This is a genomic window from Pseudescherichia sp. AS216 (assembly GCF_037152055.1).
In the GTDB taxonomy this organism is placed as follows: Bacteria; Pseudomonadota; Gammaproteobacteria; order Enterobacterales; family Enterobacteriaceae; genus Pseudescherichia.
The window spans coordinates 806,276-833,206 of the sequence record NZ_JBBCMV010000001.1 but is presented as its reverse complement, the minus strand read 5'-3'; the positions used below and the strand labels follow the sequence as shown (position 1 = coordinate 833,206).

Sequence of the window (26,931 nt, the reverse complement as noted above, 5' to 3'; positions counted from 1 at the left end):
CGGTTTCGCTGGTGCTTACCTGGTTGTCTGTGGTGTTTTTGCGACGTCACGCTAACTACTTAACATCACCCCATTCGCTCCAAAATAAGCACCGACGCCACCAGCACGGCGATGATGGCTAAAAAGGATGAGGTAATAATCAGCGTCTCGGTCAGCATCGGATCGTTCATTTTGTCGTCTCTTTTCTGCGCGATACAGCATTCATAATAGAGCGACATGAATATTTAATGACAGCTAAAGTGTTTTTAAGTGAAACTTTTAGGAACTTTCGCAGCGGGGTGAAAAAACTCTGCTGGCACACGCAGATAAGGTAAAGTAAGCGGGCTTATATTTCTGCCTGGAACCATCTTACATGTTTGATACCACTCTGTTTATTCTGCTAGGGCTGACGGCCCTCGGATTTATTAGCCACAACACCACCGTTGCCGTGTCGATCATGGTGCTGATTATGATCCGCATCACCCCGCTGAACGTCTACTTTCCGTGGATTGAAAAACAGGGCCTGACCATTGGGATTATCATCCTGACCATTGGCGTAATGGCTCCCATCGCCAGCGGGACGCTGCCACCCTCCACGCTTCTGCACTCCTTTGTAAACTGGAAGTCACTGATTGCTATTGCAGTAGGGATCTTTGTCTCATGGCTGGGTGGACGCGGCGTGGCGCTGATGAGCGCGCAGCCCTCACTGGTGGCAGGGCTGCTGGTAGGGACAGTGCTGGGCGTGGCCCTGTTCCGGGGCGTGCCGGTCGGGCCACTGATTGCGGCGGGTCTGGTGTCACTGCTGCTTGGCCGCCAGTAGGCTGCGGCGCTGCCAGCGCTTAGCCGTGTGCTCCAGCAGGGTACAGAGCAGGTAGTAGACCAACCCGGTAAAGATAAACAGTGCCGCCGGGTAGACCTGTACGCGGTTGTTAACCTGCCCGGCAACGGTGGTGAGCTCCGGGACGTTGACGATAAACGCCAGTGAGGTGTCTTTCAGCAGCGCAATCAGCAATCCCACGTAAGAGGGAAGCGCGTTGCGCAACGCCTGCGGGAGCAGTACCCAGCGCAGCAGCTGTACACTGCTGAAGCCTCCCGCCAGCGCCGCCTCATGCTGCCCTTTGGGCAATGAACCCATGGCGGCCAGCGTAGAGTACATCACCGAGGCGGAGGTAAACCATGCCAACGCCAGGGTCACGGTCACCGCGCCAGGTAGATCGGCTCCAGTCAGCATCGGCAGCAGAAACCATAGCCAGAAGATCACGAAGATCAGTGGAATGCCGCGGATAATCTCCGCCCAGGCGAACAGCACCCGTCGCGGCCAGCCCTTGAAGCGCCAGGCTAAGCAGGCCAGCGCGATCCCACCAGGAAAAGCCAGCAGCGCCGCCCCGAGGGTCATCAGCACCGACAGCAGCACCCCGCCCGGCTCGCCCTGAGCAGCACGGCCCAGCAGCAGATAGTCCAGGTTATCGGTAATCACCGTGATGTTAGCGATCATCCTGCACCTCCTTGCGCGCCAGCGCCCTCTCTTGCCGCGCCGCACGCCACCACACCGGGGCGTTAAACAGCAGGCTCATCACCAACCCCAGCAGCAGATAGAGCACGCTGCCGACGGCAAACGCCTCCAGAGCATGGGCGTTGTAGCTCTCAATCTGTCGGGTCTGATAGGTCAGCTCGGCAAAGCCAATCCCGGTCGCCAGCGAGGAGAGCTTCATCAGGTTCAGATACTGTCCCACTACCGGCTGCCAGGCGTTGCGTAAGCCCTGAGGCAGCAGCACCCAACGAAACAGCGCCAGCTCGCTAAATCCCTGCGATTTTGCCGCCTCAATCTGCCCCTTCGCTACGGCATGCAGCCCAGCCTGGATCTCCTCTACCAGAAAAGCCGCGGTAAACAGGCCCAGCGCCCAGGCGGAGCTGAGAAACTCCGGCGTGAACCACCACACATCGCCCGGCAGGATGCTAAAGGCGTGATCGGCATTAACATACTGGCGAAAACCCAGTGGCAGCAGGTTCCAGGCAGCAAAGTACCAGAACAGCAGCTGAACCAGCAGCGGCGTATTGCGGAACAGCGATACCCACACGGCGACCACGCCGCGTCCCACCGCGCCGCCCGCCAGACGGAGGGCCAGCAGCAGCACGGTCAGCACCGTGGCCAGCACGATGCCAGCGACGGTCACCCAAACAGTGGTGAGAAAACCAGAGAGGATCCACTGCGCAGGCTGGCCGGTAAGCACCCCGGCCCAGTCAAGATGGATGTGCATTACAGCTCCCTGCTTTCGGCGTGCAGCGGGTTAAGTACCTTCTGCAGGAAGCGCTGCGCCCGTGGATGCTGCGGAGTGGTAAAGAACTGCTCCGGTGCAGCCTGCTCAAGGATCTCGCCGCCGTCAATAAAGATTATTCGGTCAGCAATCTCGCGGGCAAACTGCATCTCATGCGTTACCACGATCAGCGTCATGCCGCTGTGGGCCAGGCTACGCATGACCTGTAGCACCTCGCCGATCGTCTCGGGATCGAGCGCCGAGGTGGGCTCGTCAAACAGGATGATCTGCGGCTTTGCCGCCAGCGTGCGGGCGATGGCCACCCGCTGCTGCTGGCCGCCGGAGAGCTGGGACGGCAGGTGATGCGCCTTATCGCGCAGGCCGACCCGCTCCAGCAGCGCCAGCGCCGTCTTCTGCGCCTCATGCGGGAGCTGACCGTGCACTTTAGTTAGCGCCAGGGTGATGTTATCCAGCGCGTTAAGATGGGCGTAAAGGTTGAACTGCTGGAAGACAAAGCCCACATGGCGACGCAGGTCGCGCAGCGCCTTGCCTTTCAGGGTGCTGGTGGGTTTACCGTCAACATAGATTTCGCCCCCGCTTACCGTTTCAAGCTGGTTTATCAGGCGGATCAGCGTCGATTTACCCGAGCCGGAAGGCCCGCAGACGGCAAGCACCTCGCCAGCGCGAACCTGAAGATCGATCTGCTTTAAGACCGGGCGATCGCCATAGCATTTACTGACCTGGCGGAATTCGACCGTGCCCGCCTGCACGGGAAACGCCTCCGTGGCACTGGCCACAGAGGCGGAGAAAAGACCTGCAAACATATTACTTCGCTTCTATTTTAAAGCTGCGCGGCTGGGGGGTTTTGGTCTGCGGGCCAAACCAGGTAGCGTAAATTTTGGCCGCATCGCCGCTCTGCTCAAGCTTAACCAGCTCGCTGTTTACCGTGTTCAGCAGCGCCGTTTCACCTTTGGGTACGCCCACGCCAATCTCCTCTTTAGAGAGCAGAGCCGGCAGGATTTTAAACTTCGCTTTATCCGGCGCTTCCGCCAGCAGGCCAGCCAGAATGGTGCTGTCCTGGGTGATCGCCTGCACGTTGCCGTTACGCAGAGCGGTCAAGGCCAGCGGGATATCGTCATAGGCCAGCACGCGCGCCTGCGGGAAGCGCTGATGCAGCGCCTGCTCGCCGGTGGTGCCTTTTACCGCACCGATACGCGACTTGCTGTAGGCGTCCAGCTTATCTGCGCCGTCTGCCGTCACCAGGAACTGCTGGCCGGTAACAAAGTACGGCGTCGAGAAGTCGATGACCTGGGCACGCTCTGGCGTAATGGTGATGTCGGCAACGATCAGGTCAACCTTGCCAGACTGCAACAGCGGAATACGGTTCGCCGGGTTAGTGGCGACCAGCTCCAGCTTAACGCCGAGGCTTTTCGCCAGCGCTTTAGCAAAGTCGACGTCATAGCCTACAATGTCGTGCGTTTTTGGATCCACTGCGCCAAACGGCGGATTTGCATCAAAAGTGGCGACTTTCACCACGCCTGCTGACTTAATATCGGCCAGTTTGTCGGCGTGAGCGGCAAAAGAGAGCGTTGAAAGGAGCGCCAGCGTGGAGATGGTCCATGCTTTTTTAGTCTGTGTAAAAGTTGCCATGCTTAATCCCTGTTATCCCTGGTTATAAATATTTAGCGCTACGTTCACATAAGCATTGGCGTCAGACAAATATCAAAAAGTGCATTACATATCCGCAAATAGAATAAGGCTATAGGCACATAAGCTTTTCAGGGTTCGTCGGCTGCTTTCATCACAGCGAAAAAGCGTTATCCTGTTAGCAACGTATTCAACCTGAGAAAACAATGACTAGCCTGACCTCCTCCGGCCGCAAGCAGGGATTGCTGCTGATTGCCGGGATCTTAATGATTGCCACCACCCTGCGCGTGACCTTTACCGGTGCCGCCCCCCTGCTGGACGCCATTCGCGCTGACTACGGCCTGACCACGGCGCAAACCGGACTCCTGACCACCCTGCCGCTGCTGGCCTTTGCTCTTATCTCCCCGCTGGCGGCCGGTGCCGCCCGCCGCTTTGGCATGGAGCGCAGCCTCGCCACTGCGCTGATCCTTATTTGTGCGGGCATTGCCCTGCGCTCGCTGCCTTCCGCCGCGCTGCTGTTTGTCGGTACGGCGATCGTTGGCTGCGGGATTGCGCTGGGTAACGTCCTGCTGCCCGGCCTGATCAAGCGTGACTTCCCCGGCCAGGTCGCAAAGCTTACCGGTGCCTATTCCCTGACGATGGGGGCAGCCGCAGCGCTCGGTTCGGCGCTGGTGGTGCCCTTAGCGCTACACGGATTTGGCTGGCGAGGGGCGCTCCTGATGCTGATGGCGTTCCCACTGGTTGCCCTGCTGCTGTGGCTCCCCCAGACCGGACGTCGGGCAGCAAGCAGCCTGACCCAGGCGGGTAGCCTGCAAAATCGTGGGATCTGGCGATCGGCGCTGGCCTGGCAGGTGACGCTCTTTCTGGGTATTAACTCGCTTATCTACTACGTGATTATCGGCTGGCTGCCGGCGATCCTGCTGAGCCTGGGCTACAGCGAAACCCAGGCGGGCTCTCTGCATGGCTTGTTGCAGCTGGCTACCGCGGCACCAGGCATTGTTATTCCGCTGATCCTGCATCGCCTGCGCGATCAGCGCAGCATCGCCGCGCTGGTGGCGCTGATGTGTGCCGTCAGCGCCGCCGGGCTGTGGCTGGTTCCCGCCCACGCGGTGCTGTGGACGGTGATCTTTGGTTTCGGCTCGGGTGCGACGATGATCCTCGGTCTGACCTTTATCGGCCTGCGCGCCAGCTCGGCGCATCAGGCGGCAGCGCTCTCCGGCATGGCGCAGTCGGTGGGCTACCTGCTGGCGGCGTTTGGCCCACCGCTGATGGGCAAGATCCACGATGCCAGCGGCGACTGGCGCATTCCGCTTATCGCCTGCGCCCTGCTGGCGGTGGTGATGGCTGCGTTTGGCATTTTTGCCGGGCGCGATCGCGAGATCGACGCCCGGTAAGAGAGGGGCGATCGGAGATTAGTTACTGGCGATGCGTAGCAGCGCATGAACCAGCGGCGCGGGACGACCGCTCAGGGCGGCACGCTCGTGCTGGAACAGCGTCGCAACAAAAAATGGGTGCGTGATCAGCTCAACGGCGCGCACTTCGCCCTCTTCATCCCAGCCGGTGACGCGCAGATCGGTCTTATCCAGCTCGGCGGCAAACGCTGGCGACACGCCATAGTTACAGTGATAGCCCTCGTCAATGGCATCTTTGCCGTAGGCGCGGGCAATAAGGGTATTGTGACGCAGCTCGATAGTGCCGGTCTGCTCCACCAGCGAGCAGGCCAGCGGCGTCACCACCATACGTCCTGCGCTGTCGGTTTCAGCATGTGCCGCATCGTCCCAGCCCATGACGTTGCGCGCGTACTCAATCAGCGCATGCTGGAACCCGCCGCAGGTGCCGAGAAACGGCACGCCGTTCTCACGGGCATAGCGAATCGCCGTGAACGCGCCCTGGGCATTTTTATAGGGGCTAGCCGGCACGACCCAGATGGCGTCATAACCTACCAAATCCTCTTCGCTGGCGATCTCATCGGTTGCCAGCCAGTCGTAGTCGGCCGTCAGTTCCTGCACGGCGGCGGCATCATCAATCGCCAACGGGATCGCCTGATGCGCAACAACGTCAGGGTTATAGTCGCCTACGAGGGCAATACGCAGCGTTTTTTTCAAAGGAGTGTGTTCCATGCGGGAGTCCTTATGTCAGGGGCAAATTACGGATAACATAAGGAGCCTCAGATTACCGATCTTTTACTGGTATCACAATACCTTAAAATAGGTGGGCGACGCTGATTAGCACCACTCGCGGGCCTCTACCTCTTCCGGCAACGAATCCGGCAGAAGCGGCATCAGGTGCTCGGCGCGAACAAACGCAAAACCGTGCTGGCCATCGAAGGCCACAACGTCCCCGGTTACCAGCCATAGCGCACGTGGGGCAGTGATCGGCATGTCGGTCATCACGCCGTTAACCGGGTTCAGAAAACGATCTCCCGGCTGGCACAGCGCAAACAGCTCCACGGATTTACCAATGTTGCGGCGTCCAGCAGGAGTTTGTGCGCCAATAACCATTGCCAGGCTGCCCGGTTTTAACTGAAACATAGCTCTCTCGTTCACAGAAAAATAGAATTTGCGGTTAGGATAATTCCTAAGCGAAATTTTACTCTGAGAGACAGGTCATTGTCATCACAGTAATTCATGCCTGCGATTAAAACCTCTGCTGATTTTAGGCAGACGAGAAAACATGATATATGAATTCGCCGCTTTTCATGTTTTACTGTACGGATAGCCCAAATATTAACCATAACGTATAAGGGTTTTTTACCTTTATACGGGAGTAAAAGAGAGTCATGTCAGATATTATTCTGGCTCGCGTTTCGGAAACGCTCGCAAGTGAACAAACCGTTGAAAGTCTGGTTCGCCAGCTGCTGGAGATGCTTGAGCTGGTGTCCGAAATGGAGTCAACCTACCTGACCAAAATCGATACCGATGCCCGCCTGCAGCACATCCTGTATGCCCGAAACAGCAAGCAGATGAATATCCCGGAGGGGCTTTCCGTGCCCTGGGGAGATACCCTCTGCAAGCGCGCCCTGGACGATGAGTGCTTCTTCAGCAATGATGTCGCTACGCTCTGGGGCGACTGTGGCCCTGCACGCGCGCTGGGCATCAAAACCTATCTCAGTTCGCCCGTTCATCTGGCCGATGGGACGCTGTACGGCACGCTTTGCGCTGCCAGCGCCGAAACCCATGCGCTAAACGTGCGGGCAAATCAGGTTCTGCAGCTCTTTGCCGGACTGATTTCTCAGGCGATCCAGAAGGAGTCTCTGGTAGCACAGCTGCGGGAAGCCAACGCGGCGCTGATTTCCCACTCCTACACCGATGCGCTTACCGGCTTGCCTAACCGGCGGGCGATATTCGATAACCTCTCTACTCTTTTCTCGCTGGCGCGCCATCTGAATGTGCCGGTGATCATTGCCTTTATCGATCTCGATAACTTTAAATCGATAAACGATAGCTTTGGCCATGACGTGGGCGATCTCTTTTTAGTGCAGGTGGGCCAGCGGATCATACGTCAGTGCGACGGCAACGACATTGCTGGCAGGCTGGGCGGCGATGAGTTCATGCTTGCCTGTCTGGGCAGCGGGCGCGGAAAAAGCGACGAGGCCTATCTCTGCGAGCTGAAGGCGCGCTTGAGCGGTCACATTATCGGCGACTATAGCCTGGGGAATATACGGATCTATTATCCCGGTGCCAGTATCGGTATCGTTGAGATTGACCCCACGCAGACCGACGCCGATACTGCCCTGCGCATGGCCGATGTCGCCATGTACCAGGAGAAAAAAGGTCGGCAAAAAAGCCCCTTTATCGTTCTGGATTAATTCATTATTTAGCGATCTTTCAGGAGCAAGGCGTGAAAAAAACAACGGTTATTATGCTGATCGTGGCGATTGTTGTCGTGGCCGGTACGCAACTGGGCTGGTGGTAATCCCTCTCGTATACCCTATTTCTTAATATCGTCTACTCGCACCGGACAGGTAGACGATATATTCGAGGCCCCTTTCTCGAATTTTTAGCGTGCTTTTACCGTATTGACATCGACTATGCTTTAAACAGGATTAACGCGTCGCTGACATGTTAATTTAATGTTGCAAATAATGTTGTGTCGGTACGGGTTCAATTTTTAGATCCTCATCTGGGCAGGAGCTCATACATGTTCAGTGGACTCAGCAAGAACGAAACAAAAAGGCTGGCGGCGCTTGCCCTCTTACGCAAGTACGATAAAGCGCGGGATACCGCGCTTGGCGAATTTGCGAATCTGGCCAGCGACATCATGGGCGTTAATGGCTGCTTCGTCACCATTTTCGACGACCAGTATCAATATATTAAATATGTAAAGAATATCTCCCAGCTGCCAATAAAAACCGCGATCCCTGAAACGATGTGTCAATATGCCGTTGCCAGCGTCGAGCCGGTTATCTGCTCCGACACCCGCACCGACAGCCGCTTTGCCGACCATATTCTGGTTACTACAGGGCAAGTCATCTTCTATGCCGCTGCTCCCCTGCAAACAAAGGAAGGGTTTGTACTGGGTACGCTATGCGTTAGCCATACGCAGCCTGTCGCGGCAACGCCGGAGCAGATTGATAACTTCCTGCGCGTTGCCGCACTTGCCAGCACCTATCTTGAGGCATGGTATTCGCTGGGCCGCATTGATGGCCTGACCGGGTTGCCTAACCGCCAGTCTCTTTTAAAAGAGATAGAGACCCTGGTGCTGGATAACAACGCCCAGCCCTGGTCGCTGATCCTCTTCGACTGTATTGATATGCCCCGCGCCTATGAGCTGTCGCGCTATCTTGGTCTACCCGCAGTAGAGAAGATGCTGCGTGGGTTTGGCCCTCTGCTGCGCCTGCGCCTTAAGCTACCTTCACGAATAACGCTGTTTGCTTTTGCGCCAGGGCGTTATGCCGTGCTGGTAGAGGCCGCGATCGCCCAGACGCTAATCAAAAGGGCGGGCTCCCTGCCGGATATCGATGCGCAGATCCGTGGCGATGTTGGTATTAACCTGCAGGTGCGTACTGGTTACGTCAACTTCACTCCGCAGGATAACGATCCGCATGAAATTCTGCGCCAGGGCATCAGCGCCCTGCACGAGGCGATGCGCGAGGAAATTCCTGTTCTGGCCTTCGATCCTCTTCTCGATCAGAAGCGCAATAACCACTTCCGGCTACTGCACGATCTGAGCGAGGCGATCAAAGCGCCGGATCAGCTCTATATGGTCTATCAGCCGAAAATTTCACTGCATACCGGCCTGACCCAAGGCTGTGAAGCGCTGCTTCGCTGGCATCATCCGGTACAGGGCAACGTGCCGCCGTCAACCATTGTTCAGCTGGCAGAGAAGACCAGCCTGATGACGGATATTACGCAATGGGTAATCAAAACCGTCATTGAGCAGCTTCAGGCCTGGCGCAAAGCCGGAATTGACCTGCCTGTTTCCATTAACGTCACGGTGAGCGATTTCTCGCGCCAGGGTTTTGCCGACGAGCTGGAGAAGAGCCTGCTTAATGCCGGGCTCACGGTAGCGGATCTGCGTATCGAATGTCTGGAGACCGAGAAGGTGCTGGAGAGCGATGAGGCACTGTACGAGCTGGGTCAGCTGAAAAATAAGGGCTTTAAAATCCTGCTCGATGATTTCGGCGCAGGCTACAGCAATATCAGCTACCTACGACGCATTCCCTTCGATGTTATAAAGCTCGATCGCTCGCTTATCAGCCAGATTGTCTCTGACTCCGATAGCCGAATTATCGCCCGCAACGTCATTACGATGCTCAAGGATCTGAACTATCTGGTACTGGCGGAGGGGATTGAAGACAGGCAGACGGCCATGATGCTAAAGGAGTACGGCTGTGACGAAGCGCAGGGATATTACTTCTCCAGGCCAATCTCTCCAGCGGAGATCCCGGCATGGCTGGCAAAAGGCAGCGCGGTGGATAAGCTGCCTGGCCTGCTGCGACATGGAATCTGTTAGCGTTTACTCAGTGCCAGCTTAGCGGCAAAGAGAATAAACAGCGTGCCGGTGGTGCGATCCATCCAGCGTACTACCGCACTGCGTTTCAGGAAACGACCGAGCGGACGCGTGGCCAGAATCAGCACCGTCGACCAGGTCTGCCCCAGCACAACGTGGATCGCCACCAGCCCAAAGGTCCAGGCGATTAACGGCTGACCGTGGGGAATAAACTGCGGTAAAAAGGAGACGTAGAAGACGCCCATTTTGGGGTTTAGCAGATTGCCCAGCAACCCCTTGATAAACCCGCTCTGCTTTGCCCTGGGTGTTTCTCCCTCTGCCGCTGCGGTTAACCCACCCCCGCGACTCAGCAGCATATTCACCCCCAGCCAGCAGAGGTAAGCCGCGCCGCAGTATTTCAGAATGGAATAGGCCAGCTCAGAGACGGCGATAAGCGCGCCCAGACCAAACGCCACCATCGCTCCCCAGATAAAGCACCCGGCATTGATACCTAGCGCAACTTTAAACGCCTGGGCCCGACTCTCGACCGAGGCGGTGCGCAGGACCAGCGCGGTATCCAGCCCTGGAGTCAGGGTAAGCAGAGCAGCGGCCAGCGTAAATGCCAGCAGGGAGTCATAAATGGTCAAGCGGTGTCTCCATGAATATGTAAAAGATATCTAATCATACTTTACGTCAGGCGAGCGCGGTCTATACTTCTCTCATTGTAAATGCCCGGCAATGTTCATGAAATGATTGCCCTCTGGCACACACCATTTTTAGTAGTTTTTAGTTCATTGAATTGGTTTAAACTCTCCGTCACGTAACCGAAAGGACGCAACGATGAATGTATCAAGCAGAACGGTAGTCTTGCTAAATGTGTTAGCCGCAGCGGGACTCTTTCTGACCCTTTACTCTAAATACAACTGGTTGTGATGCTGTTTCAGAGCGGGTTGTAGGGTAATAATAGAAAACGGGAGCCGACTGGCTCCCGTTTTTTTATTGATTAGCCGGTAAGCTTTAAATCGACTTTGCGGTTATTCTTTTGATCTTGATAGAAGTTTTCGTGCGAGCCAATGCTTAGCAGATAGAGCTCCAGCTTATCCTTGACCCAACTGTATCCCAGAAGCGCCTGCTGTTTGTTTAGCGGAAATTTGTGCACCCAGAGAAAGCTGAGGTCTCCCCTCTTCTGCTCGCCTATAGCTGGGTTATCAATGATTTTATCGATCTCATCCTCTACCACCTTCAGTAAAGCGGTCGGGAGTTTGTCCAACGCCTTTTCGAAACGGCGACTCTGGTAAACATCAATTTTTTGAACGCCCTGTCCTTCTGGCATATCGCGTTACCTTCTGGTTTTTGATTTCGCTTTGCGCCAGCAGGGTTTCATTGATAAAGCTGTAGGGAAGGTCAGGGTTATCTTCTGCAATCTGCCCTATTTTAGCCCAGTGCTCAATCTGCCTGGGAACGCTGCGGTTTGCAGCTTCAGCATGAATCTTTACGTCGCTAACGAAGTCATCGTCTAAACGAATGCTTATGGCCATATCACCTGTCTCCCGGATTAAATCACCTTACGTGTAAAATGCTTACGCAAAGCGTGCGCATGCTTAATATGCGACATTTTGTCGCATTATGCAATCTCTATACTCTGATGCTACGAGGGAGGATTTATCTGGCTTACGTTTTATAGCGGTATCTTACCGTCCCCCAATAATCTGATTCCCCATCCGTAACTTTTTTCCAACCTGCGCGTTCGAGCTCTTTGGCTATCAGCTTGTTCATGATGCCGTGCCCCATGCTGAGAACCTGTTCGTGCTCATGGGCCAGTGCTGTCAGGCGATCCGCGACTCTTTTTGCGCGCTGTTGAGCATCAGCGCAGGACTCACTCTCAGACGACGCGCCCGCTAACCAGAGCAGCCTGAAGAGCACCAGCCACAGTGAGGGCGGTAATTTAATCGCCGGTACGTTAAAGATGGGTAGTGGGGCCTCGCTCAACTCATTCAAAATGAAATCTGGCTTTACGCCCAGCGTATGAAGGGAGGAAACAGCGCGAGGCAGCGGACTGCTCACCACCAGGTTACTATTCTGACAGGCTACTTTTGCCGCAGATGCAGGCGATCCAGAAATAGATGACGCGTCGTAGGCAGATACCCACTCCCGCATACCTGCCGCATTTACGCTGCCAGACTTTTTCAGATCGGGTTTGCCATGCCTTACTAACGTAATCTCCATTGCGGACATCTTCCCTCTAATTATCAAACAACTTTAATAAATCAGCAGATTAGCATTTTCACCAGGAGCGCAGCGAAATATTTGCCAACATCCGCAGCATGCGCCCGGAACCCTGTTATTTTCAACTACGCTTCTTAAGTAAAATTTTAATTTTCTCAGGAGAGCGCATGCCGCCTTTAACGTCCCCGCTTCACTCCGACTTAAAACGATCCCTGCTCGCCACCGTTCCGCTCGGCATCGGTATGATGGCAGCAATTGATGAAGTGGTATTCCATCAACTTCTGGCCTGGCATCACTTTTTCGACTGGGGCACCCCGGCTTTCAGCCTGCTGTCGGATGGTTTGCTGCACTCCGCTGAGCTGATCCTATTTGTGCTCGGATTTTTTATGTATACCGGGCTCTATCGCCGCGGCGTGCTTAATCGAACGGCAGCATGGGCGGGTTTTGTTTTGGGGATGGGGGGTTTCCAGCTATTTGACGGGATTGTCGATCACAAGCTGCTTAGACTGCATCAGATCCGCTACGTTGAAAACGTTCTGCTTTACGATGTCATCTGGAACGGGGTTGCCGTAGTGTTGTTGCTGGCAGGCTATCTGCTGTTTCGCCGCGCGCGCCGTACGGCCAGGGGTTAAGTCGTGGAGCCGATGATGCATCATCCAGAAGGCGCACCTTCAGCCGCGCTGTTTATTCTGCTGGTCATTATTCCTGTGGCGCTGCTCTGCCTGTATCTGTTCGCCGCCCTGAGAATACGCCGTACCGCCCGCTGGAGCAGCTGGCGCATCGCCAGCTTTACCGCCGGAACCGTGTTGATTGTGGCCGCCATGCTGCCACCGCTGGCAAGCTGGGCCCATCACGATCTGCGCGGTCATATGATGCAGCATCTGTTTTTAGGTATGTTTGGGCCGCTTGGGCTGGTATTTGGCGCGCCGGGTTCGCTTTTGCTACGCAGTGTTTCAGCCCGAACGGCTCGCGGCATCATGAATTTTCTCCGCATCCGTCCGATACGTTTTTTAATCCACCCGGTTACCGCTGCGTTTCTGGATATAGGCGGCATGTATCTGCTCTATCTCACGCCCTTTTACGCGTTGAGCATGGGCGATCCCGTGCTGTTTGTTTTGCTCCACGTGCATTTTGTCCTCTCCGGCTACCTGTTTACCTGGTCTGTCGCCGGGCCGGATCCTGCCCCCCATCGTCCGTCGAGAAATCTACGGCTGACAGTAATCTTCTTAGCTACCGCCGCACACGCGATCCTCGGCAAGCTGATGTACGGCTATGGATACCAGCAGGGTACCTCGGCCAGCGTTGAGGAGATTCAGGCGGCCGCGCAGTGGATGTATTACGGCGGCGATCTTGCCGAGTTTCTCATTATCATCGGCTTTTTTGCAGCATGGTTCCGCCAGCGCAGCGCCCTGCCTGGTGCTTTGAAGGATTATTAAGACCAGCATGGGGGTATATCACTCCACGCTAAAATAGTTCAGATCTTCAACTCTTCTCTTTTTCATATTGATTCTGCACTGAAGAAGTAACGCTGGATGCAAAGGCGCAGAGGCGCTTATTCTGGACGTGGCGAGTTCACAAAATTGCATACTTTCCTTCTGCCAGCTTTTTTGATTGCTGATGAATGCCTCTTTGTTTTGTTTGACAATATCAGAGTGGCTATTTTCATAATCAACGTTTGGCAGAAGCCACTCATCCGACTGAACGGTAGCTAACGATCTATCAAAAACGTCCTTCACTGTTTTATCTACTTTGCTCTCTTCTTTTTGCAGGCAATCAATATAATTTGATATATCATCATTTGCTAGTTTTTTACTTTGGCACAGCTCGCTCTCTTGGCCAGTCAAAATTTTTTCCATCCCGGCGGCAAAGAGCGGCCGCATTGATAATAATAAAATAATTGATAAGATTTTTCTTAAGGAGGCCATTTTACTCTTTCAATAGCATGATATTTTTTCTGTAATGGAAATCAACGAGCCGTTATTCTTACTCAGTACTTCATAGAAGTTAATGTTATCTCCATCTTTCAGCCCATTCCTTGACTAAAATCAGATATACACATAATTTTATTTTAAAGATAGAAGGTGACATGAATCGAGGGAATGGGATTTTCATAATAATTAGTGGTTGTCGTTATTAATCCCCTTAATAAAAATCACACTTTTTGCTTAACACCGATGCTATCTTTACTATTACAGTTGATTATCTTTCATAAAAGAGTATTTACCCTGGCTAATGGCAGGCTTTACTCATACTGTAACGGAGAATGGATGCATGGCACGCCAAATTGCCCCAGGCTATTGTATTGTGCAACAGCCTGGAAACCTTAATTTTCAGGCCCGAGTACTGTTCAGAGATACCCGTTCTCCTGCTGCTAGCCTATTTATGCAACTCAATGCTGATTCGCAGTGGCTCATCCCAGGTCAGATATTGATCGTTGCCGACCCAAGTAACGTTACACCAGCGACAACACAGATACTATATAAACTTAGACAGGTAAAACAAAATATCCAGAATGCCTTTATAGGCGTGGGTGCTGAAGATGCGAGCTTTCTTCAAAAGCATTATGGCATCATTGCTGGGTTAACTAGTGCTGGTGATAAAATTTTTGGCACTACAGGGGATGTTGGAGAAAAATATTTTTCTGCCATTGAGCAGACCTTGAAAAAGATCGAGGCCACCTATCAGAATCAATACCGCACACAGGGTACGCTGATTGGTCAGCAGTTTTTTATTGAGCGTAACCAACTATTAAATCAGTTGAAAGACTTAGTAAACAAACCATTGCTCAAGTCCCTTGCTCGTCACTCTGTGAAATTTAGGCCCTATGAAGATATGCGTCGGGCATTGAATCTTTCTAGTCGCTCAATTGTGCATGAATGGTCAACTACTGGTATTACGGGTTTACCTGGTTATTCAAACTATATAGGAAACGCTGCTAAAGCTGCGCGTTTCCTGAAGTACGGTGGCTATATAGGAATAGTTTTTTCTTTCGCTGGTGTTAGCAGTGAGGTTATCAATAACTGTACGCTGAAGCGGGAAAACGAATGCAAGCAGATTGCTTTTCAAAAATATACTAAGTTTGCTTTTAGCACTGGTTCGGGTATAACTACTGGAGCATTGGGCGGTGGGGCTATGTTAGGGCTCTGCGCTATGGTCGGCATTACTACAATGGGTATGGGTGGTGTCGCATGTGCTGCGATAGGTTCTATCGCAGGGAGTTATGCTGGTAGTGCAGCAGGGGAAAAACTGGTCAATAAATTTTTGGAGTCAACTGGTGATTGAACATGTACTGGCGAGGTTAGGGTTATTTATAGGGCTTTTCGGTAGTATTCTTATTTTTATCTCTTTCCTGATTTACCTGGCTAACAAAAAGAGCTATGAAAACTTAGTTTCACTATTCAAAGAAAAATATACTTTTCCAGCGCCAAGTTCATTTTATCATATGGTGGGTTTTTTCGGTGTTTTTCCAGTAAGCAGGTTTTTTATCAAACTGAGTAAGAAGAAAAAAATTTCCTTTCTTAAACAGAGCGATCCGGCCTACAGCTTTTTTGAAGAAAATGACTTAAAAATTCAACCGTGGATGAATTATCTATCCTATATTTGGATTACGGCAACGGTAGCTTACCTGATTTCAGCTATAATAGGTGTCGTTTTATCTCTTATTCGTTAGTCAGTAGGTTAGCAATAAGGATGGGAGCCACCCACCTCCCACCGTCCCTTAATTAAAAAAGCGAGCCAGTTTTTTTTACTTTACTCATAACAACGATTACATTTTGTTAAAGCCAAAAAGATTAAAATATAAAAGAACGGCATTATTTTATTAGGGAAATAATCGTAAAGATAATAATTATGCTTACATGTAAATAAGACTGTAAGCCAGGGCGCTTTAGAAAATCAAATTTACTGCTCTTTTTCAATGGCGGATGAGGTAAAACATCCTCTTCAATGGTATTTTTTGATTTAGTGTCAGCGTCATTGTATACAGAATTAAAAAGCGCTTCATTATATTTTTTTAGTAAAAAGCGAGCTCTTTCCTGATGGAATTTAACCCATTGCCTAGACTTTATTATGAATATTGCCGCAAAAAGATTTATCAAAATCAAAAAACCTAGCAAAAAATCGCTCACACCCTGAGAAATATCATTACTTTCAGATAAAAAAAACGTGAACATCGCAGCTGTTATAGTTAGAACAAGGCTACTAAAAGTTAATCTTTGATTTTCGTGATGAGCAATTCTTTCGTACTGTAATTTTAACATATCCATATAATGTAAATCTTCATTATTCATTTCTATACCCCTTAAAATTCATGCACTTTAATATAATTTAGATAACTACCTATAATAGCCTTAATAAATAAAAAACGGGAGCACACTGGCTCCCGTTGTCATCTAATCCAAAGTCTGGATTACATGTTTTCGATGATCGCGTCACCAAACTCTGAACATTTCAGCAGCTTAGCGCCGTCCATCAGACGTTCAAAGTCATAGGTCACGGTTTTATTGTTAATCGCGCCTTCCATGCCTTTAACGATCAGGTCTGCGGCTTCGAACCACTCCATGTGACGGAGCATCATCTCTGCGGAGAGGATGATCGAGCCTGGGTTAACCTTGTCCTGGCCTGCGTATTTCGGCGCAGTACCGTGGGTTGCTTCAAACAGTGCGCACTCGTCACCAATGTTTGCACCCGGTGCGATACCGATCCCGCCAACCTGGGCTGCCAGGGCATCGGAGATGTAGTCGCCGTTCAGGTTCATACAGGCAATCACGTCGTACTCGGCCGGACGCAGCAGGATCTGCTGCAGGAACGCATCGGCGATCACATCTTTAATGATGATCTCTTTGCCGGTGTTCGGGTTTTTGATCTTCTGCCACGGGCCGCCGTCGATCAGCTCACCGCCGAACTCTTCCTGGGCCAGCTGGTAGCCCCAGTCTTTGAACGCGCCTTCGGTGAACTTCATGATGTTGCCTTTGTGCACCAGGGTCACGGAGTCACGATCGTTGGTGATTGCATACTCGATGGCAGCACGCACCAGACGCTTGGTACCCTCTTCTGAGCACGGCTTGATACCGATACCGCAATGTTCCGGGAAGCGAATTTTCTTCACGCCCATCTCTTCGCGCAGGAATTTGATCACTTTCTCAGCGTCAGCGCTATCGGCTTTCCACTCAATACCAGCATAGATATCTTCGGAGTTCTCACGGAAGATCACCATGTCGGTCAGCTCCGGATGTTTAACCGGGCTTGGCGTACCCTGGTAGTAACGTACCGGGCGCAGGCAGACATACAGGTCCAGCTCCTGGCGCAGGGCAACGTTCAGGGAACGAATACCGCCGCCGACGGGAGTCGTCAACGGGCCTTTAATTGCTACACGATACTCACGGATCAGATCCAGGGTCTCAGTCGGCAGCCAGACGTCCTGCCCATACACCTGGGTCGATTTCTCACCGGTATAAATTTCCATCCAGGAAATTTTACGCTCACCGTTGTAGGCCTTTTGCACAGCGGCATCAACCACCTTGATCATCGGCGGCGTCACGTCCACACCGATACCATCACCTTCGATAAACGGGATGATCGGATTGTTTGGCACGTTCAGCTTGCCGTCTTGCAGGGTGATCTTACTACCTTCCGCCGGAACAACTACTTTGCTTTCCATTCACCTCTCCTTCGAGTTCGAGCGTGTTTTCGTTCTGCTGTTTTGTTAATAAATTGTAATGGGCCTGTCAATACTAACTGATTGTCGGCTGGCATGAAAGGCGCAAGTTATTCCGCTATAATGCGGCAATTGTTAACATCTGAAAATACCATGCGCAAAACTTCTTTTATAGATCACCGGGTTAAGCGATTCAGCTCACAACAACCTACCAAACGTCACGGCAAAACCCACCCAAAGCGGGTGATTTTGTTCAATAAACCCTACGATGTGTTGCCGCAGTTTACCGACGAGGCCGGACGCAGCACGCTGAAGGATTTTATCCCCGTCGCCGACGTCTACGCCGCAGGCCGTCTGGACCGTGACAGCGAAGGGCTGCTGGTACTGACTAACGACGGCGCACTGCAGGCGCGGCTAACGCAGCCGGGCAAGCGCACCGGGAAGATCTACTACGTTCAGGTAGAGGGCCTACCCGGCGAGGAGGCGCTGGCAGCGCTGCGCAACGGGGTGACGCTCAACGATGGCCCTACCCTACCCGCCGGCGTCGAGGTGGTCAGTGAGCCAGCATGGCTGTGGCCACGTAATCCGCCGATCCGCGAGCGGAAATCCATTCCTACCGCCTGGCTGAAAATCACCCTCTATGAAGGGCGGAACCGCCAGGTGAGGCGCATGACCGCGCACGTAGGTTTTCCCACGCTGCGCCTGATCCGTTACGCTATGGGAAATTACACGCTGGATAATCTCGCCAACGGTGAGTGGCGAGATATTGCTGAATAAGGATGAAAGTATGTTTAAACCGCACGTTACCGTTGCCTGCGTAGTGCATGCCCAGGGCAAGTTTCTGGTTGTTGAAGAGACCATCAACGATAAGGCGCTGTGGAACCAGCCTGCCGGACACCTTGAAGCCAATGAAACCCTGGTGCAGGCCGCTGCGCGCGAGCTGTGGGAAGAGACCGGCATTGATGCCATTCCCCAGCATTTTATTCGCATGCACCAGTGGATTGCGCCGGACAACACCCCCTTCCTGCGCTTTCTGTTTGCCATCGAGCTTAACGAAACGTGCGCTACCTGGCCCAACGATGGCGATATCGATCGCTGCCTGTGGGTCACTGCCGATGAGATTTTAAACGCCTCTAACCTGCGATCGCCGCTGGTGGCGGAGAGTATCCGCTGCTACCAGAGCGGTCAGCGCTACCCGCTGGCGCTGATCGGCGAATTTAACTGGCCTTTTACAAGTGATGCCTGAGGCGCGCTTGCATGATAGAATACGCCGCCTTGAAGTTTAATGTCGCGAGTATTCTATGTCTGAAAGCCCAAAAAAAGTGATCGTCGGGATGTCCGGCGGTGTCGACTCTTCCGTCTCTGCCTGGCTCCTGCAACAGCAGGGCTATAAGGTGGAAGGCCTGTTCATGAAGAACTGGGAAGAGGATGACGGCGAGGAATACTGCACCGCTGCCGCCGACCTTGCCGATGCGCAAGCGGTGTGCGACAAGCTCGGCATTGAGCTGCACACCGTTAACTTTGCCGCAGAGTACTGGGATAACGTCTTTGAGCACTTCCTCGAAGAGTACAAGGCTGGCCGCACGCCAAACCCGGATATTCTCTGCAACAAAGAGATCAAATTCAAAGCCTTCCTGGAGTTCGCCGCCGAAGATCTCGGCGCGGACTATATCGCTACCGGCCACTACGTGCGCCGGGCGGACGTCGATGGCAAAAGCCAGCTGCTGCGCGGGCTGGACGGCAACAAAGACCAGAGCTACTTCCTCTATACCCTCGGCCACGAACAGATCGCCCAGAGCCTCTTCCCGGTTGGTGAGCTAGAGAAGCCCGAGGTGCGTAAAATTGCCGAAGAGCTGGGTCTGATCACCGCCAAGAAGAAAGATTCCACCGGGATCTGCTTCATCGGCGAGCGCAAATTCCGGGAGTTCCTGGGGCGCTACCTGCCTGCCCAGCCGGGTAAAATCATCACCGTTGACGGGGACGAGATTGGCGAGCACCAGGGGCTGATGTATCACACCCTCGGCCAGCGTAAAGGCCTTGGTATCGGCGGCACCAAAGAGGGCAGCGAAGATCCGTGGTACGTGGTCGATAAAGACGTTGAAAACAACGTGCTGATCGTCGCCCAGGGTCACGATCATCCGCGCCTGATGTCGGTGGGCCTGATTGCTCAACAGCTGCACTGGGTCGATCGCGAAACCTTTACCGGCACGCTGCACTGCACGGTAAAAACACGCTATCGTCAGACGGATATCCCCTGCACCGTCACCGCACTGGATGACGAGCGTATTGAAGTCCGTTTTGACGAGCCGGTGGCTGCCGTTACGCCGGGCCAGTCCGCTGTCTTCTACAGCGGGGAAGTGTGCCTGGGCGGCGGCATTATTGAGCAGCGTCTGCCGCTGCCGGTTTAACGTAGAACATTCTCCCCGTGGGCGTAAGGCTGCGGGGATACAAGGAGTGAGTGTGGCGAAGAACTATTATGATATCACCATCGCACTGGCAGGGATCTGCCAGTCGGCTCGTCTGGTGCAGCAGCTGGCGCATCAGGGCACCTGCGATTCCGACGCCCTGCATGTCTCGCTGAATAGCGTTATCGACCAGAATCCGGACTCCACGCTGGCGGTGTTTGGCGGTAGCGAAGCCAACCTGCGCATGGGTCTCGAAACCCTGCTGGGCGTGCTCAACGCCAGCAGTCGCGAAGGGCTGAACGCCGAGCTGACCCGCTACACGCTGAGCCTGATGGTGCTGGAGCGTAAGCTCGCCGCGAGTAAAGGCGCAATGGATAACCTTGGCAGCCGCATTGCCGGGCTGTCACGCCAGCTTGAACACTTCGATCTGCACTCCGACACCCTGTTAAGCGCGATGGCGGCGATCTATGTCGATGTCATTAGCCCTCTTGGCCCGCGTATTCAGGTCACCGGCTCCCCGGCGGTGCTGCAAAGCGCTCAGGTGCAGGCGAAAGTTCGCTCCTCGCTGCTTGCCGGGATCCGCGCCGCCGTGCTCTGGCACCAGGTGGGCGGCGGTCGTCTGCAGCTGATGTTTTCCCGTAATCGTCTGTCCACGCAGGCGAAACAAATTCTTGCTCATTGTTAACGTCCCGGAGTTTTGTCTTATGGAATTATCCTCACTGACCGCCGTTTCCCCTGTCGATGGACGCTACGGCGATAAAGTCAGCGCGCTGCGCGAGATCTTCAGCGAATTCGGCCTGCTGAAGTTTCGTGTTCAGGTAGAAGTACGCTGGCTGCAAAAACTGGCGGCACATGCAGCTATCAAGGAAGTTCCTGCTTTTGCTGCCGACGCAAACGGTTACCTTGATAAGATTGTCGCGGAATTCAGTGAAGAAGACGCCGCGCGCATCAAAACCATTGAGCGCACCACTAACCACGACGTGAAAGCGGTCGAGTATTTTCTGAAAGAGAAAGTGGCTGACGTACCGGCTCTGCATGCGGTCTCTGAGTTCATCCACTTCGCCTGTACCTCGGAAGATATCAACAACCTCTCTCACGCCCTGATGCTGCATACCGCTCGGGAAGAGGTGGTTATGCCCTACTGGCGCAAGATTATCAATGCGGTAAAAGATCTGGCGGAGCAGTATCGCGATATCCCGCTGCTCTCCCGCACCCACGGCCAGCCGGCAACGCCGTCAACCATGGGTAAAGAGATGGCCAACGTGGCCTACCGCATGGAGCGCCAGTTCCGCCAGCTTGCCCAGGTAGAGATCCTTGGCAAGATCAACGGCGCAGTGGGTAACTATAATGCCCACATCGCGGCCTACCCGGAAGTGGACTGGCACCAGTTCAGCGAGGAGTTTGTGACCTCCCTTGGCATCCAGTGGAACCCCTACACCACCCAGATCGAGCCGCACGACTATATCGCCGAGCTGTTTGACTGCATGGCGCGCTTCAACACCATTCTGATCGACTTCGACCGTGACGTTTGGGGTTATATCGCCCTGAACCACTTTAAGCAGAAGACGATCGCCGGTGAAATCGGCTCTTCCACCATGCCGCACAAGGTTAACCCTATCGACTTCGAAAACTCCGAAGGTAACCTGGGCCTCTCTAACGCAATGCTGCAACACCTGGCGAGCAAACTGCCACTCTCCCGCTGGCAGCGCGATCTCACCGATTCCACGGTGCTGCGTAACCTCGGCGTAGGTATCGGCTACGCGCTGATTGCCTATCAGTCGACGCTGAAAGGCGTTAGCAAGCTGGAAGTGAACCGCGATCGTCTGCTCGACGAGCTGGATCATAACTGGGAAGTGCTGGCTGAGCCGATCCAGACGGTGATGCGCCGCTACGGTATCGAAAAGCCGTACGAGAAGCTGAAAGAGCTGACTCGCGGCAAGCGCGTTGATGCCGAAGGCATGAAGCAGTTTATCGATAGCCTGGCGCTGCCAGAGGAAGAGAAAACCCGCCTCAAAGCCATGACGCCTGCCAACTACATTGGCCGCGCCATCACCATGGTCGATGAACTGAAATAATCCCCCTGCCTATTAGCCTGCTCTCGTTTAGGGAGCGGGCTGCTTCCCCGCTGGTTTACTCTCTGTTGATTTCATTCGCATCATAATCACGCATTCGCGTTAAACTATTCACAACATGAATGTATGGGAGTTCGGACAATGCGCGTACTCGTCGTAGAGGATAACCCTTTGCTGCGCCACCACCTGAAAGTTCAGCTGCAGGAGCTGGGGCACCAGGTCGACGCCGCCGAAGATGCAAAGGAAGCGGATTACTACTTAAATGAACACCTTCCTGACATCGCCATCGTCGATCTCGGCCTGCCGGATGAGGATGGGCTGTCGCTAATCCGCCGCTGGCGCAGCCATGATGTCACCCTACCCGTGCTGGTGCTCACCGCCCGTGAAGGGTGGCAGGATAAGGTCGAGGTGCTGAGCGCCGGGGCCGATGATTACGTGACTAAGCCGTTTCATATTGAAGAGGTGGCTGCTCGCATGCAGGCCCTGATGCGCCGCAACGGCGGTCACGCCTCGCAGGTTATCTCTATGCCGCCGTTTCAGGTCGATCTTTCGCGTCGGGAGCTGTCTATTGACGACGAGGTGATCAAGCTGACCGCCTTCGAGTACACCATTATGGAGACGCTGATCCGCAACAGCGGCAAGGTAGTGAGTAAAGATGCCCTGATGCTACAGCTCTACCCGGACGCCGAGCTGCGGGAGAGCCATACCATCGACGTGCTAATGGGTCGCCTGCGGAAAAAAATCCAGGCCCAGTATCCCCATGAGGTGATTAATACCGTGCGCGGCCAGGGCTATCTGTTCGAACTGCCCTCATGAAGAGGCTTCGGCGGCACCTGCTGCCGCTCTCCCTGCGGGTCCGCTTCCTGCTCGCCACGGCTGCCGTCGTACTGGTGCTCTCTCTCTCCTACGGCATGGTGGCGCTGGTGGGCTACAACGTCAGCTTCGACAAAACCACCTTTCGCCTGCTGCGCGGCGAGAGCAATCTCTTCTATACGCTGTCAAAGTGGGACAACCAGCGCTTTAGTATTGAGCTGCCGGAAAACCTGAATCTGCAAGGTCCTACCGTGGCGCTGATCTACGACCAGCAGGGGCAGCTTCTGTGGTCCCAGCGCAGCGTACCGTGGCTGGTGCAGCGCATTCGCCCTGAGTGGCTGAAGAGCGATGGCTTCCATGAGATTGAGGCCGACGCCGACGCCACCAGCACCCTGATCAGCGGCGACCCCTCGGCGCAGAAAGCCCTCAGCGACCTGCGCGCGGACGACAATGACAGCGAAACCACCCACTCGGTGGCGGTGAACTACTTCCCGGCGACGGCCCATATGCCACCGATGACCATTGTGGTGATCGACACCGTGCCCGATGAGCTAAAGCAGGCGCATCAGGTGTGGAATTGGTTTATCTACGTGGTGATGGCTAACCTGCTGCTGGTTATTCCCCTGCTGTGGCTAGCCGCGCGCTGGAGCCTGCGCCCCATCGAAGCGCTGGCGAAAGAGGTGCGTGAGCTGGAGGAGCACCACCGTGAGCGCCTGAACCCGGTAACCTCCCGCGAGCTGGTCAGCCTGGTGCGCAACCTCAATCGCCTGGTGAAAAGCGAGCGCGAGCGCTACGACAAGTACCGTACCACTCTCACCGATCTGACGCACAGCCTGAAGACCCCGCTGGCGGTGCTGCAAAGCACGCTGCGCTCGCTGCGCAGCAATAAGCTGAGCGTGAACGATGCCGAGCCGGTGATGCTGGAGCAGATCAGCCGTATCTCCCAGCAGATTGGCTACTATCTGCATCGGGCCAGCATGCGCGGCGGCAGTATTATGCTCAGCCGCGAGCTGCATCCGGTGGCGGCCATGCTGGACAGTCTTACCTCGGCGCTGAATAAGGTCTATCAGCGCAAAGGGGTGGCTATCACTCTCGATATCTCCCCGGAAATTAGCTTTGTCGGCGAGAAAAACGACCTGATGGAGGTGATGGGTAACCTGCTGGATAACGCCTGCAAATACTGCCTGGAGTTTGTGGAAGTCTCCGCCCGGCAGTCTGACGATCGCTTGCATATCATCGTTGACGATGACGGCCCCGGTATTCCCGTTAGCCTGCGAGAGACGATTTTTGATCGCGGTCAGCGGGCCGATACGCTGCGTCCCGGCCAGGGAGTAGGCTTAGCCGTTGCCCGCGAAATCGTGGAGCAGTACGGCGGGGAGATCGTTACCGGAGAAAGCCCGCTCGGTGGCGCGCGGATGGAGGCTATATTTTCCCGCCAGCAGGAGAGCACCGGGGATAATTAACGAATTAAGCATCCAGCCAGGCCGCCATCCGTTATAATCCGAGTCAGACACAAGACCAGGAAACTCATATGGAATATCAATTAACACTCGACTGGCCCGATTTTATTCAGCGTTACTGGCAAAAGCGCCCGGTAGTGCTGAAGCGTGGCATAGCCAACTTTATCGATCCCCTCTCGCCGGATGAGCTGGCTGGGCTGGCGATGGAGAGCGAAGTCGACAGCCGCCTGGTCAGTCATCAGGATGGTAAATGGAACGTCAGCCACGGTCCGTTTGAGAGCTACGATCACCTGGGTGAAACCAACTGGTCGCTGCTGGTACAGGCGGTGGATCACTGGCACGAGCAGAGTGCCGCCCTGATGCATCCCTTCCGGGCATTGCCGGACTGGCGTATTGACGACCTGATGATCTCTTTCTCCGTACCCGGCGGCGGCGTGGGTCCGCATCTCGACCAGTACGATGTGTTTATCATTCAGGGTACCGGCCGCCGCCGCTGGCGCGTGGGCGATAAGGTGCCGATGAAGCAGCACTGTCCGCACCCGGATCTGCTGCAGGTCGATCCCTTTGAAGCGATCATTGATGAAGAGCTGGAGCCGGGTGATATCCTCTATATCCCCCCGGCCTTCCCGCACGAGGGCTACTCCCTTGAAAACTCAATGAACTACTCGGTGGGTTTCCGTGCGCCAAGCGGTCGGGAGATGATCAGCGGCTTTGCGGACTATGTCTTGCAGCGCGAGCTGGGCAGCCACCGCTACAGCGATCCGGACGTGCCGTCGCGTGAGCACCCGGCGGATATTCTGCCGCAGGAGCTGGATAAGCTGCGCGGAATGATGCTCGAGCTGGTTAACCAGCCGGCACAGTTCCAGCAGTGGTTCGGTGAGTTTATCTCTCAGTCGCGCCACGAGCTGGACGTCTCCCCGCCGGAGCCGCCGTATCAGCCGGATGAGATCTACGATGCGCTGCAACAGGGTGACAAGCTGGTGCGTCTCGGCGGCCTGCGCGTGCTGCGCGTCGGCGAAGAGATATTTGTAAACGGTGAGAAGGTTGATTCCCCGCACCGCCCGGCCCTCGCCGCGCTGGCAAACCATATCGTGGTGACCGCCGACACCCTCGGCGACGCGCTGGACGACCCGTCGTTCCTCGCCATGCTCGCCGCGCTGGTTAACAGCGGCTACTGGTTCTTCGAGGATTAACTCTCGGTAACGTAACGCCCGGCGCGCCTGCCGGGCCTACGAACCCACTGCAGCCTCACTATCACCCCCGCTTCGCGGTCAGCTCCGCAATCCGTACGATCACGCGCACCGCTTTCTCCATCCCTTCCAGGGTGACGAACTCATGTTTGCCGTGGTAGTTATAGCCGCCGGTAAAGATATTCGGGCACGGCAGGCCCATAAAGGAGAGCTGCGCGCCATCTGTGCCGCCGCGAATAGGCTTAAGCTGCGGCTCAATATCACAGTCGCGCATCGCCTGCTGGGCGATATCGATAATATGCGGATGCTCAGCGACCTTCTCGTGCATGTTGTAGTAGCTATCCTCGATCGTCAGTTCGATATAGCAGTCCGGGTGCAGCCCCTTGCCGACCTTCTTGGCGATCTCCATGATCTTACGTTTGCGCGCTTCAAAGTTCTTACGATCGAAATCGCGAATGATGTAGTGCATCTCCGCACGATCGACCGCCCCCTTTATGCTGGCGAGATGATAAAAACCTTCGTAACCCTCGGTGGTTTCCGGGCTCTCATCGGCAGGCACCAGGGCGTGAATACGCGTTGCCAGCGTCAGGGCATTTACCATGACCCCTTTCGCCGTGCCGGGATGCACGTTGTTTCCCACAATTTTAATCGTCACCGAGGCCGCGTTGAAGTTCTCAAACTCCAGCTCGCCTACGCCGCCGCCGTCAACGGTATAGGCCCACTGCGCGCCAAACGCTGGCACGTCAAAGTGCTTCGCCCCTTTTCCCACCTCTTCATCAGGCGTAAAGGCCACGCGGATCTCACCGTGAGGTACGTTCTGTTTAATCAGCACCGCCAGCGCGGTCATGATCTCCGCCACGCCGGCTTTGTCATCCGCACCGAGCAGGGTTTTGCCGTCGGTGGTGATCAGCGTCTGCCCCAGCAGCTGATGCAGCACCGGGAACATCACCGGCGAGAGGATCTCATCCCCTACGCCCAGAGCGATATCGCCGCCGCGGTAGTTCTCAACGATCTGTGGATTAACATTCTTGCCGGTAAAGTCCGGGGAGGTATCAACATGGGAGATAAACCCAATGGCGGGGATATCGCCCTCTACGTTTGCGGGCAGCGTCGCCATCACCGTGCCTTTGTCACTCAGCGTCACGTTGATAAGGCCCATCTCGTTAAGCTGATCGCGAAGCAGCTCTAATAGCTTCCACTGTCCCTCTGTACTTGGAACCTGTCTGACACCCGGTTTTGACTGGGTATCTAACGAAACATAGTGCAAAAAACGCTCAAGTAATTTTTCCATGCGGCC

Annotated in this window: 32 protein-coding genes; 17 read left to right on the top strand and 15 right to left on the bottom strand. The window is 54.5% G+C overall.

Features of this window, described 5'->3' with window-relative positions; genetic code table 11:
• Nucleotides 1-65: 65 nt before the first annotated feature.
• The gene (gene yoaI / locus WFN61_RS04050; protein ID WP_238084425.1) at nucleotides 66-170 is read right to left on the bottom strand and encodes a small membrane protein YoaI; all 105 of its coding nucleotides are present in this window, start codon (nucleotides 168-170) and stop codon (nucleotides 66-68) included.
• A gap of 182 nt (nucleotides 171-352) precedes the next feature.
• On the opposite strand from yoaI, the gene WFN61_RS04045 reads away from it, so the two are divergent.
• Entirely contained in the window at nucleotides 353-799 is a 447-nt protein-coding gene (locus tag WFN61_RS04045; protein WP_144812217.1) for a DUF441 domain-containing protein, read from the top strand.
• On the opposite strand, the gene WFN61_RS04040 is transcribed toward WFN61_RS04045, so the two are convergent.
• From WFN61_RS04040 to WFN61_RS04025, 4 genes are read right to left on the bottom strand one after another with little or no spacing between them, the layout of a single operon-like run.
• Nucleotides 776-1,474 (bottom strand): amino acid ABC transporter permease, encoded by a 699-nt coding sequence (locus WFN61_RS04040; protein WP_337037761.1) that lies wholly within the window; start codon nucleotides 1,472-1,474, stop codon nucleotides 776-778. The genes WFN61_RS04045 and WFN61_RS04040 overlap by 24 nt on opposite strands.
• The gene (locus WFN61_RS04035) at nucleotides 1,464-2,237 is read right to left on the bottom strand and encodes an amino acid ABC transporter permease (protein WP_257757260.1); all 774 of its coding nucleotides are present in this window, start codon (nucleotides 2,235-2,237) and stop codon (nucleotides 1,464-1,466) included. The genes WFN61_RS04040 and WFN61_RS04035 overlap by 11 nt, the downstream gene beginning before the upstream one ends.
• A complete protein-coding gene (locus tag WFN61_RS04030; RefSeq protein ID WP_337037759.1) occupies nucleotides 2,237-3,058 on the bottom strand; it encodes an amino acid ABC transporter ATP-binding protein in 822 nt (273 codons plus the stop codon). The genes WFN61_RS04035 and WFN61_RS04030 overlap by 1 nt, the downstream gene beginning before the upstream one ends.
• 1 nt (nucleotide 3,059) lies before the next feature.
• On the bottom strand, nucleotides 3,060-3,884 hold the full coding sequence (locus WFN61_RS04025; RefSeq protein WP_337037756.1) for an ABC transporter substrate-binding protein: 825 nt from the start codon (nucleotides 3,882-3,884) through the stop codon (nucleotides 3,060-3,062).
• Nucleotides 3,885-4,087: 203 nt separating this feature from the next.
• On the opposite strand from WFN61_RS04025, the gene WFN61_RS04020 reads away from it, so the two are divergent.
• Nucleotides 4,088-5,275 carry a CynX/NimT family MFS transporter gene (locus WFN61_RS04020; RefSeq protein ID WP_257757256.1) on the top strand — a complete coding sequence of 396 codons (1,188 nt, stop codon included), beginning with the start codon at nucleotides 4,088-4,090 and terminating at the stop codon, nucleotides 5,273-5,275.
• 18 nt (nucleotides 5,276-5,293) lie between these two features.
• On the opposite strand, the gene WFN61_RS04015 is transcribed toward WFN61_RS04020, so the two are convergent.
• Together WFN61_RS04015 and WFN61_RS04010 are read right to left on the bottom strand one after the other, a co-directional pair.
• Nucleotides 5,294-6,001, bottom strand: a complete 708-nt coding sequence (locus WFN61_RS04015) for a CTP synthase C-terminal region-related (seleno)protein (protein WP_257757254.1) — start codon at nucleotides 5,999-6,001, stop codon at nucleotides 5,294-5,296.
• A gap of 105 nt (nucleotides 6,002-6,106) precedes the next feature.
• Nucleotides 6,107-6,412 (bottom strand): hypothetical protein, encoded by a 306-nt coding sequence (locus tag WFN61_RS04010; protein WP_312177432.1) that lies wholly within the window; start codon nucleotides 6,410-6,412, stop codon nucleotides 6,107-6,109.
• A 248-nt stretch (nucleotides 6,413-6,660) separates the two neighbouring features.
• Between WFN61_RS04010 and WFN61_RS04005 the strand changes: the two genes are divergently transcribed.
• Both WFN61_RS04005 and WFN61_RS04000 read left to right on the top strand, forming a co-directional pair.
• The gene (locus tag WFN61_RS04005) at nucleotides 6,661-7,689 is read left to right on the top strand and encodes a sensor domain-containing diguanylate cyclase (RefSeq protein ID WP_337037753.1); all 1,029 of its coding nucleotides are present in this window, start codon (nucleotides 6,661-6,663) and stop codon (nucleotides 7,687-7,689) included.
• Nucleotides 7,690-8,021: 332 nt separating this feature from the next.
• Entirely contained in the window at nucleotides 8,022-9,836 is a 1,815-nt protein-coding gene (locus tag WFN61_RS04000; protein ID WP_337037751.1) for a sensor domain-containing diguanylate cyclase, read from the top strand.
• Here WFN61_RS04000 and WFN61_RS03995 read toward each other — a convergent pair.
• Complete coding sequence (locus WFN61_RS03995) at nucleotides 9,833-10,459, bottom strand: LysE family translocator (RefSeq protein ID WP_238084413.1); 627 nt, start codon at nucleotides 10,457-10,459, stop codon at nucleotides 9,833-9,835. The two genes, WFN61_RS04000 and WFN61_RS03995, sit on opposite strands and share 4 nt — an antisense overlap.
• A 193-nt stretch (nucleotides 10,460-10,652) precedes the next feature.
• Between WFN61_RS03995 and yncL the strand changes: the two genes are divergently transcribed.
• A complete protein-coding gene (gene yncL, locus WFN61_RS03990; RefSeq protein ID WP_144812251.1) occupies nucleotides 10,653-10,745 on the top strand; it encodes a stress response membrane protein YncL in 93 nt (30 codons plus the stop codon).
• Nucleotides 10,746-10,815: 70 nt separating this feature from the next.
• Here yncL and WFN61_RS03985 read toward each other — a convergent pair whose 3' ends face one another.
• From WFN61_RS03985 to WFN61_RS03975, 3 genes are all read right to left on the bottom strand, one after another.
• Complete coding sequence (locus WFN61_RS03985) at nucleotides 10,816-11,145, bottom strand: type II toxin-antitoxin system RelE/ParE family toxin (RefSeq protein ID WP_312177442.1); 330 nt, start codon at nucleotides 11,143-11,145, stop codon at nucleotides 10,816-10,818.
• On the bottom strand, nucleotides 11,114-11,350 hold the full coding sequence (locus WFN61_RS03980; protein WP_103821259.1) for a TA system antitoxin ParD family protein: 237 nt from the start codon (nucleotides 11,348-11,350) through the stop codon (nucleotides 11,114-11,116). Before WFN61_RS03980 ends, WFN61_RS03985 begins: the two co-directional genes overlap by 32 nt.
• A 133-nt stretch (nucleotides 11,351-11,483) precedes the next feature.
• Nucleotides 11,484-12,038, bottom strand: coding sequence for a histidine phosphatase family protein (locus tag WFN61_RS03975; RefSeq protein ID WP_337037747.1), 555 nt, complete (start codon nucleotides 12,036-12,038; stop codon nucleotides 11,484-11,486).
• Between the two features lie 167 nt (nucleotides 12,039-12,205).
• On the opposite strand from WFN61_RS03975, the gene WFN61_RS03970 reads away from it, so the two are divergent.
• Entirely contained in the window at nucleotides 12,206-12,670 is a 465-nt protein-coding gene (locus tag WFN61_RS03970; RefSeq protein ID WP_144812259.1) for a DUF2243 domain-containing protein, read from the top strand.
• Between the two features lie 12 nt (nucleotides 12,671-12,682).
• Nucleotides 12,683-13,474 carry a cytochrome c oxidase assembly protein gene (locus tag WFN61_RS03965; RefSeq protein ID WP_337037744.1) on the top strand — a complete coding sequence of 264 codons (792 nt, stop codon included), beginning with the start codon at nucleotides 12,683-12,685 and terminating at the stop codon, nucleotides 13,472-13,474.
• Between the two features lie 18 nt (nucleotides 13,475-13,492).
• On the opposite strand, the gene WFN61_RS03960 is transcribed toward WFN61_RS03965, so the two are convergent.
• Entirely contained in the window at nucleotides 13,493-13,963 is a 471-nt protein-coding gene (locus tag WFN61_RS03960) for a lysozyme inhibitor LprI family protein (protein ID WP_337037741.1), read from the bottom strand.
• Between the two features lie 346 nt (nucleotides 13,964-14,309).
• Between WFN61_RS03960 and WFN61_RS03955 the strand changes: the two genes are divergently transcribed.
• Together WFN61_RS03955 and WFN61_RS03950 are read left to right on the top strand one after the other, a co-directional pair.
• Nucleotides 14,310-15,320: a hypothetical protein gene (locus WFN61_RS03955; RefSeq protein ID WP_337037738.1), complete on the top strand. Its 1,011-nt coding sequence runs from the start codon at nucleotides 14,310-14,312 to the stop codon at nucleotides 15,318-15,320.
• Nucleotides 15,313-15,708: a hypothetical protein gene (locus WFN61_RS03950; RefSeq protein ID WP_257757245.1), complete on the top strand. Its 396-nt coding sequence runs from the start codon at nucleotides 15,313-15,315 to the stop codon at nucleotides 15,706-15,708. Before WFN61_RS03955 ends, WFN61_RS03950 begins: the two co-directional genes overlap by 8 nt.
• 142 nt (nucleotides 15,709-15,850) lie before the next feature.
• Here WFN61_RS03950 and WFN61_RS03945 read toward each other — a convergent pair whose 3' ends face one another.
• Both WFN61_RS03945 and icd read right to left on the bottom strand, forming a co-directional pair.
• A complete protein-coding gene (locus WFN61_RS03945; protein WP_238084406.1) occupies nucleotides 15,851-16,327 on the bottom strand; it encodes a hypothetical protein in 477 nt (158 codons plus the stop codon).
• 119 nt (nucleotides 16,328-16,446) lie between these two features.
• Complete coding sequence (gene icd / locus WFN61_RS03940) at nucleotides 16,447-17,697, bottom strand: NADP-dependent isocitrate dehydrogenase (RefSeq protein ID WP_144812267.1); 1,251 nt, start codon at nucleotides 17,695-17,697, stop codon at nucleotides 16,447-16,449.
• A 120-nt stretch (nucleotides 17,698-17,817) separates the two neighbouring features.
• Between icd and rluE the strand changes: the two genes are divergently transcribed.
• From rluE to WFN61_RS03900, 8 genes are all read left to right on the top strand, one after another.
• Nucleotides 17,818-18,471, top strand: a complete 654-nt coding sequence (rluE, locus tag WFN61_RS03935; RefSeq protein WP_257757243.1) for a 23S rRNA pseudouridine(2457) synthase RluE — start codon at nucleotides 17,818-17,820, stop codon at nucleotides 18,469-18,471.
• Between the two features lie 10 nt (nucleotides 18,472-18,481).
• Nucleotides 18,482-18,940, top strand: a complete 459-nt coding sequence (locus WFN61_RS03930; protein WP_144812272.1) for an NUDIX hydrolase — start codon at nucleotides 18,482-18,484, stop codon at nucleotides 18,938-18,940.
• Between the two features lie 55 nt (nucleotides 18,941-18,995).
• Nucleotides 18,996-20,102 (top strand): tRNA 2-thiouridine(34) synthase MnmA, encoded by a 1,107-nt coding sequence (mnmA, locus tag WFN61_RS03925; RefSeq protein ID WP_144812275.1) that lies wholly within the window; start codon nucleotides 18,996-18,998, stop codon nucleotides 20,100-20,102.
• A gap of 52 nt (nucleotides 20,103-20,154) precedes the next feature.
• Nucleotides 20,155-20,784 carry a high frequency lysogenization protein HflD gene (gene hflD, locus WFN61_RS03920; protein ID WP_144812277.1) on the top strand — a complete coding sequence of 210 codons (630 nt, stop codon included), beginning with the start codon at nucleotides 20,155-20,157 and terminating at the stop codon, nucleotides 20,782-20,784.
• Nucleotides 20,785-20,803: 19 nt separating this feature from the next.
• A complete protein-coding gene (gene purB / locus WFN61_RS03915; protein WP_144812279.1) occupies nucleotides 20,804-22,174 on the top strand; it encodes an adenylosuccinate lyase in 1,371 nt (456 codons plus the stop codon).
• Nucleotides 22,175-22,312: 138 nt separating this feature from the next.
• The gene (phoP, locus tag WFN61_RS03910) at nucleotides 22,313-22,987 is read left to right on the top strand and encodes a two-component system response regulator PhoP (RefSeq protein WP_144812282.1); all 675 of its coding nucleotides are present in this window, start codon (nucleotides 22,313-22,315) and stop codon (nucleotides 22,985-22,987) included.
• The gene (gene phoQ / locus WFN61_RS03905) at nucleotides 22,984-24,447 is read left to right on the top strand and encodes a two-component system sensor histidine kinase PhoQ (RefSeq protein ID WP_337037733.1); all 1,464 of its coding nucleotides are present in this window, start codon (nucleotides 22,984-22,986) and stop codon (nucleotides 24,445-24,447) included. Before phoP ends, phoQ begins: the two co-directional genes overlap by 4 nt.
• Before the next feature lie 68 nt (nucleotides 24,448-24,515).
• A complete protein-coding gene (locus WFN61_RS03900; protein WP_144812287.1) occupies nucleotides 24,516-25,637 on the top strand; it encodes a ribosomal protein uL16 3-hydroxylase in 1,122 nt (373 codons plus the stop codon).
• A 61-nt stretch (nucleotides 25,638-25,698) separates the two neighbouring features.
• Here WFN61_RS03900 and pepT read toward each other — a convergent pair whose 3' ends face one another.
• Nucleotides 25,699-26,925, bottom strand: coding sequence for a peptidase T (gene pepT / locus WFN61_RS03895; RefSeq protein ID WP_312177466.1), 1,227 nt, complete (start codon nucleotides 26,923-26,925; stop codon nucleotides 25,699-25,701).
• Nucleotides 26,926-26,931 lie beyond the last annotated feature (6 nt).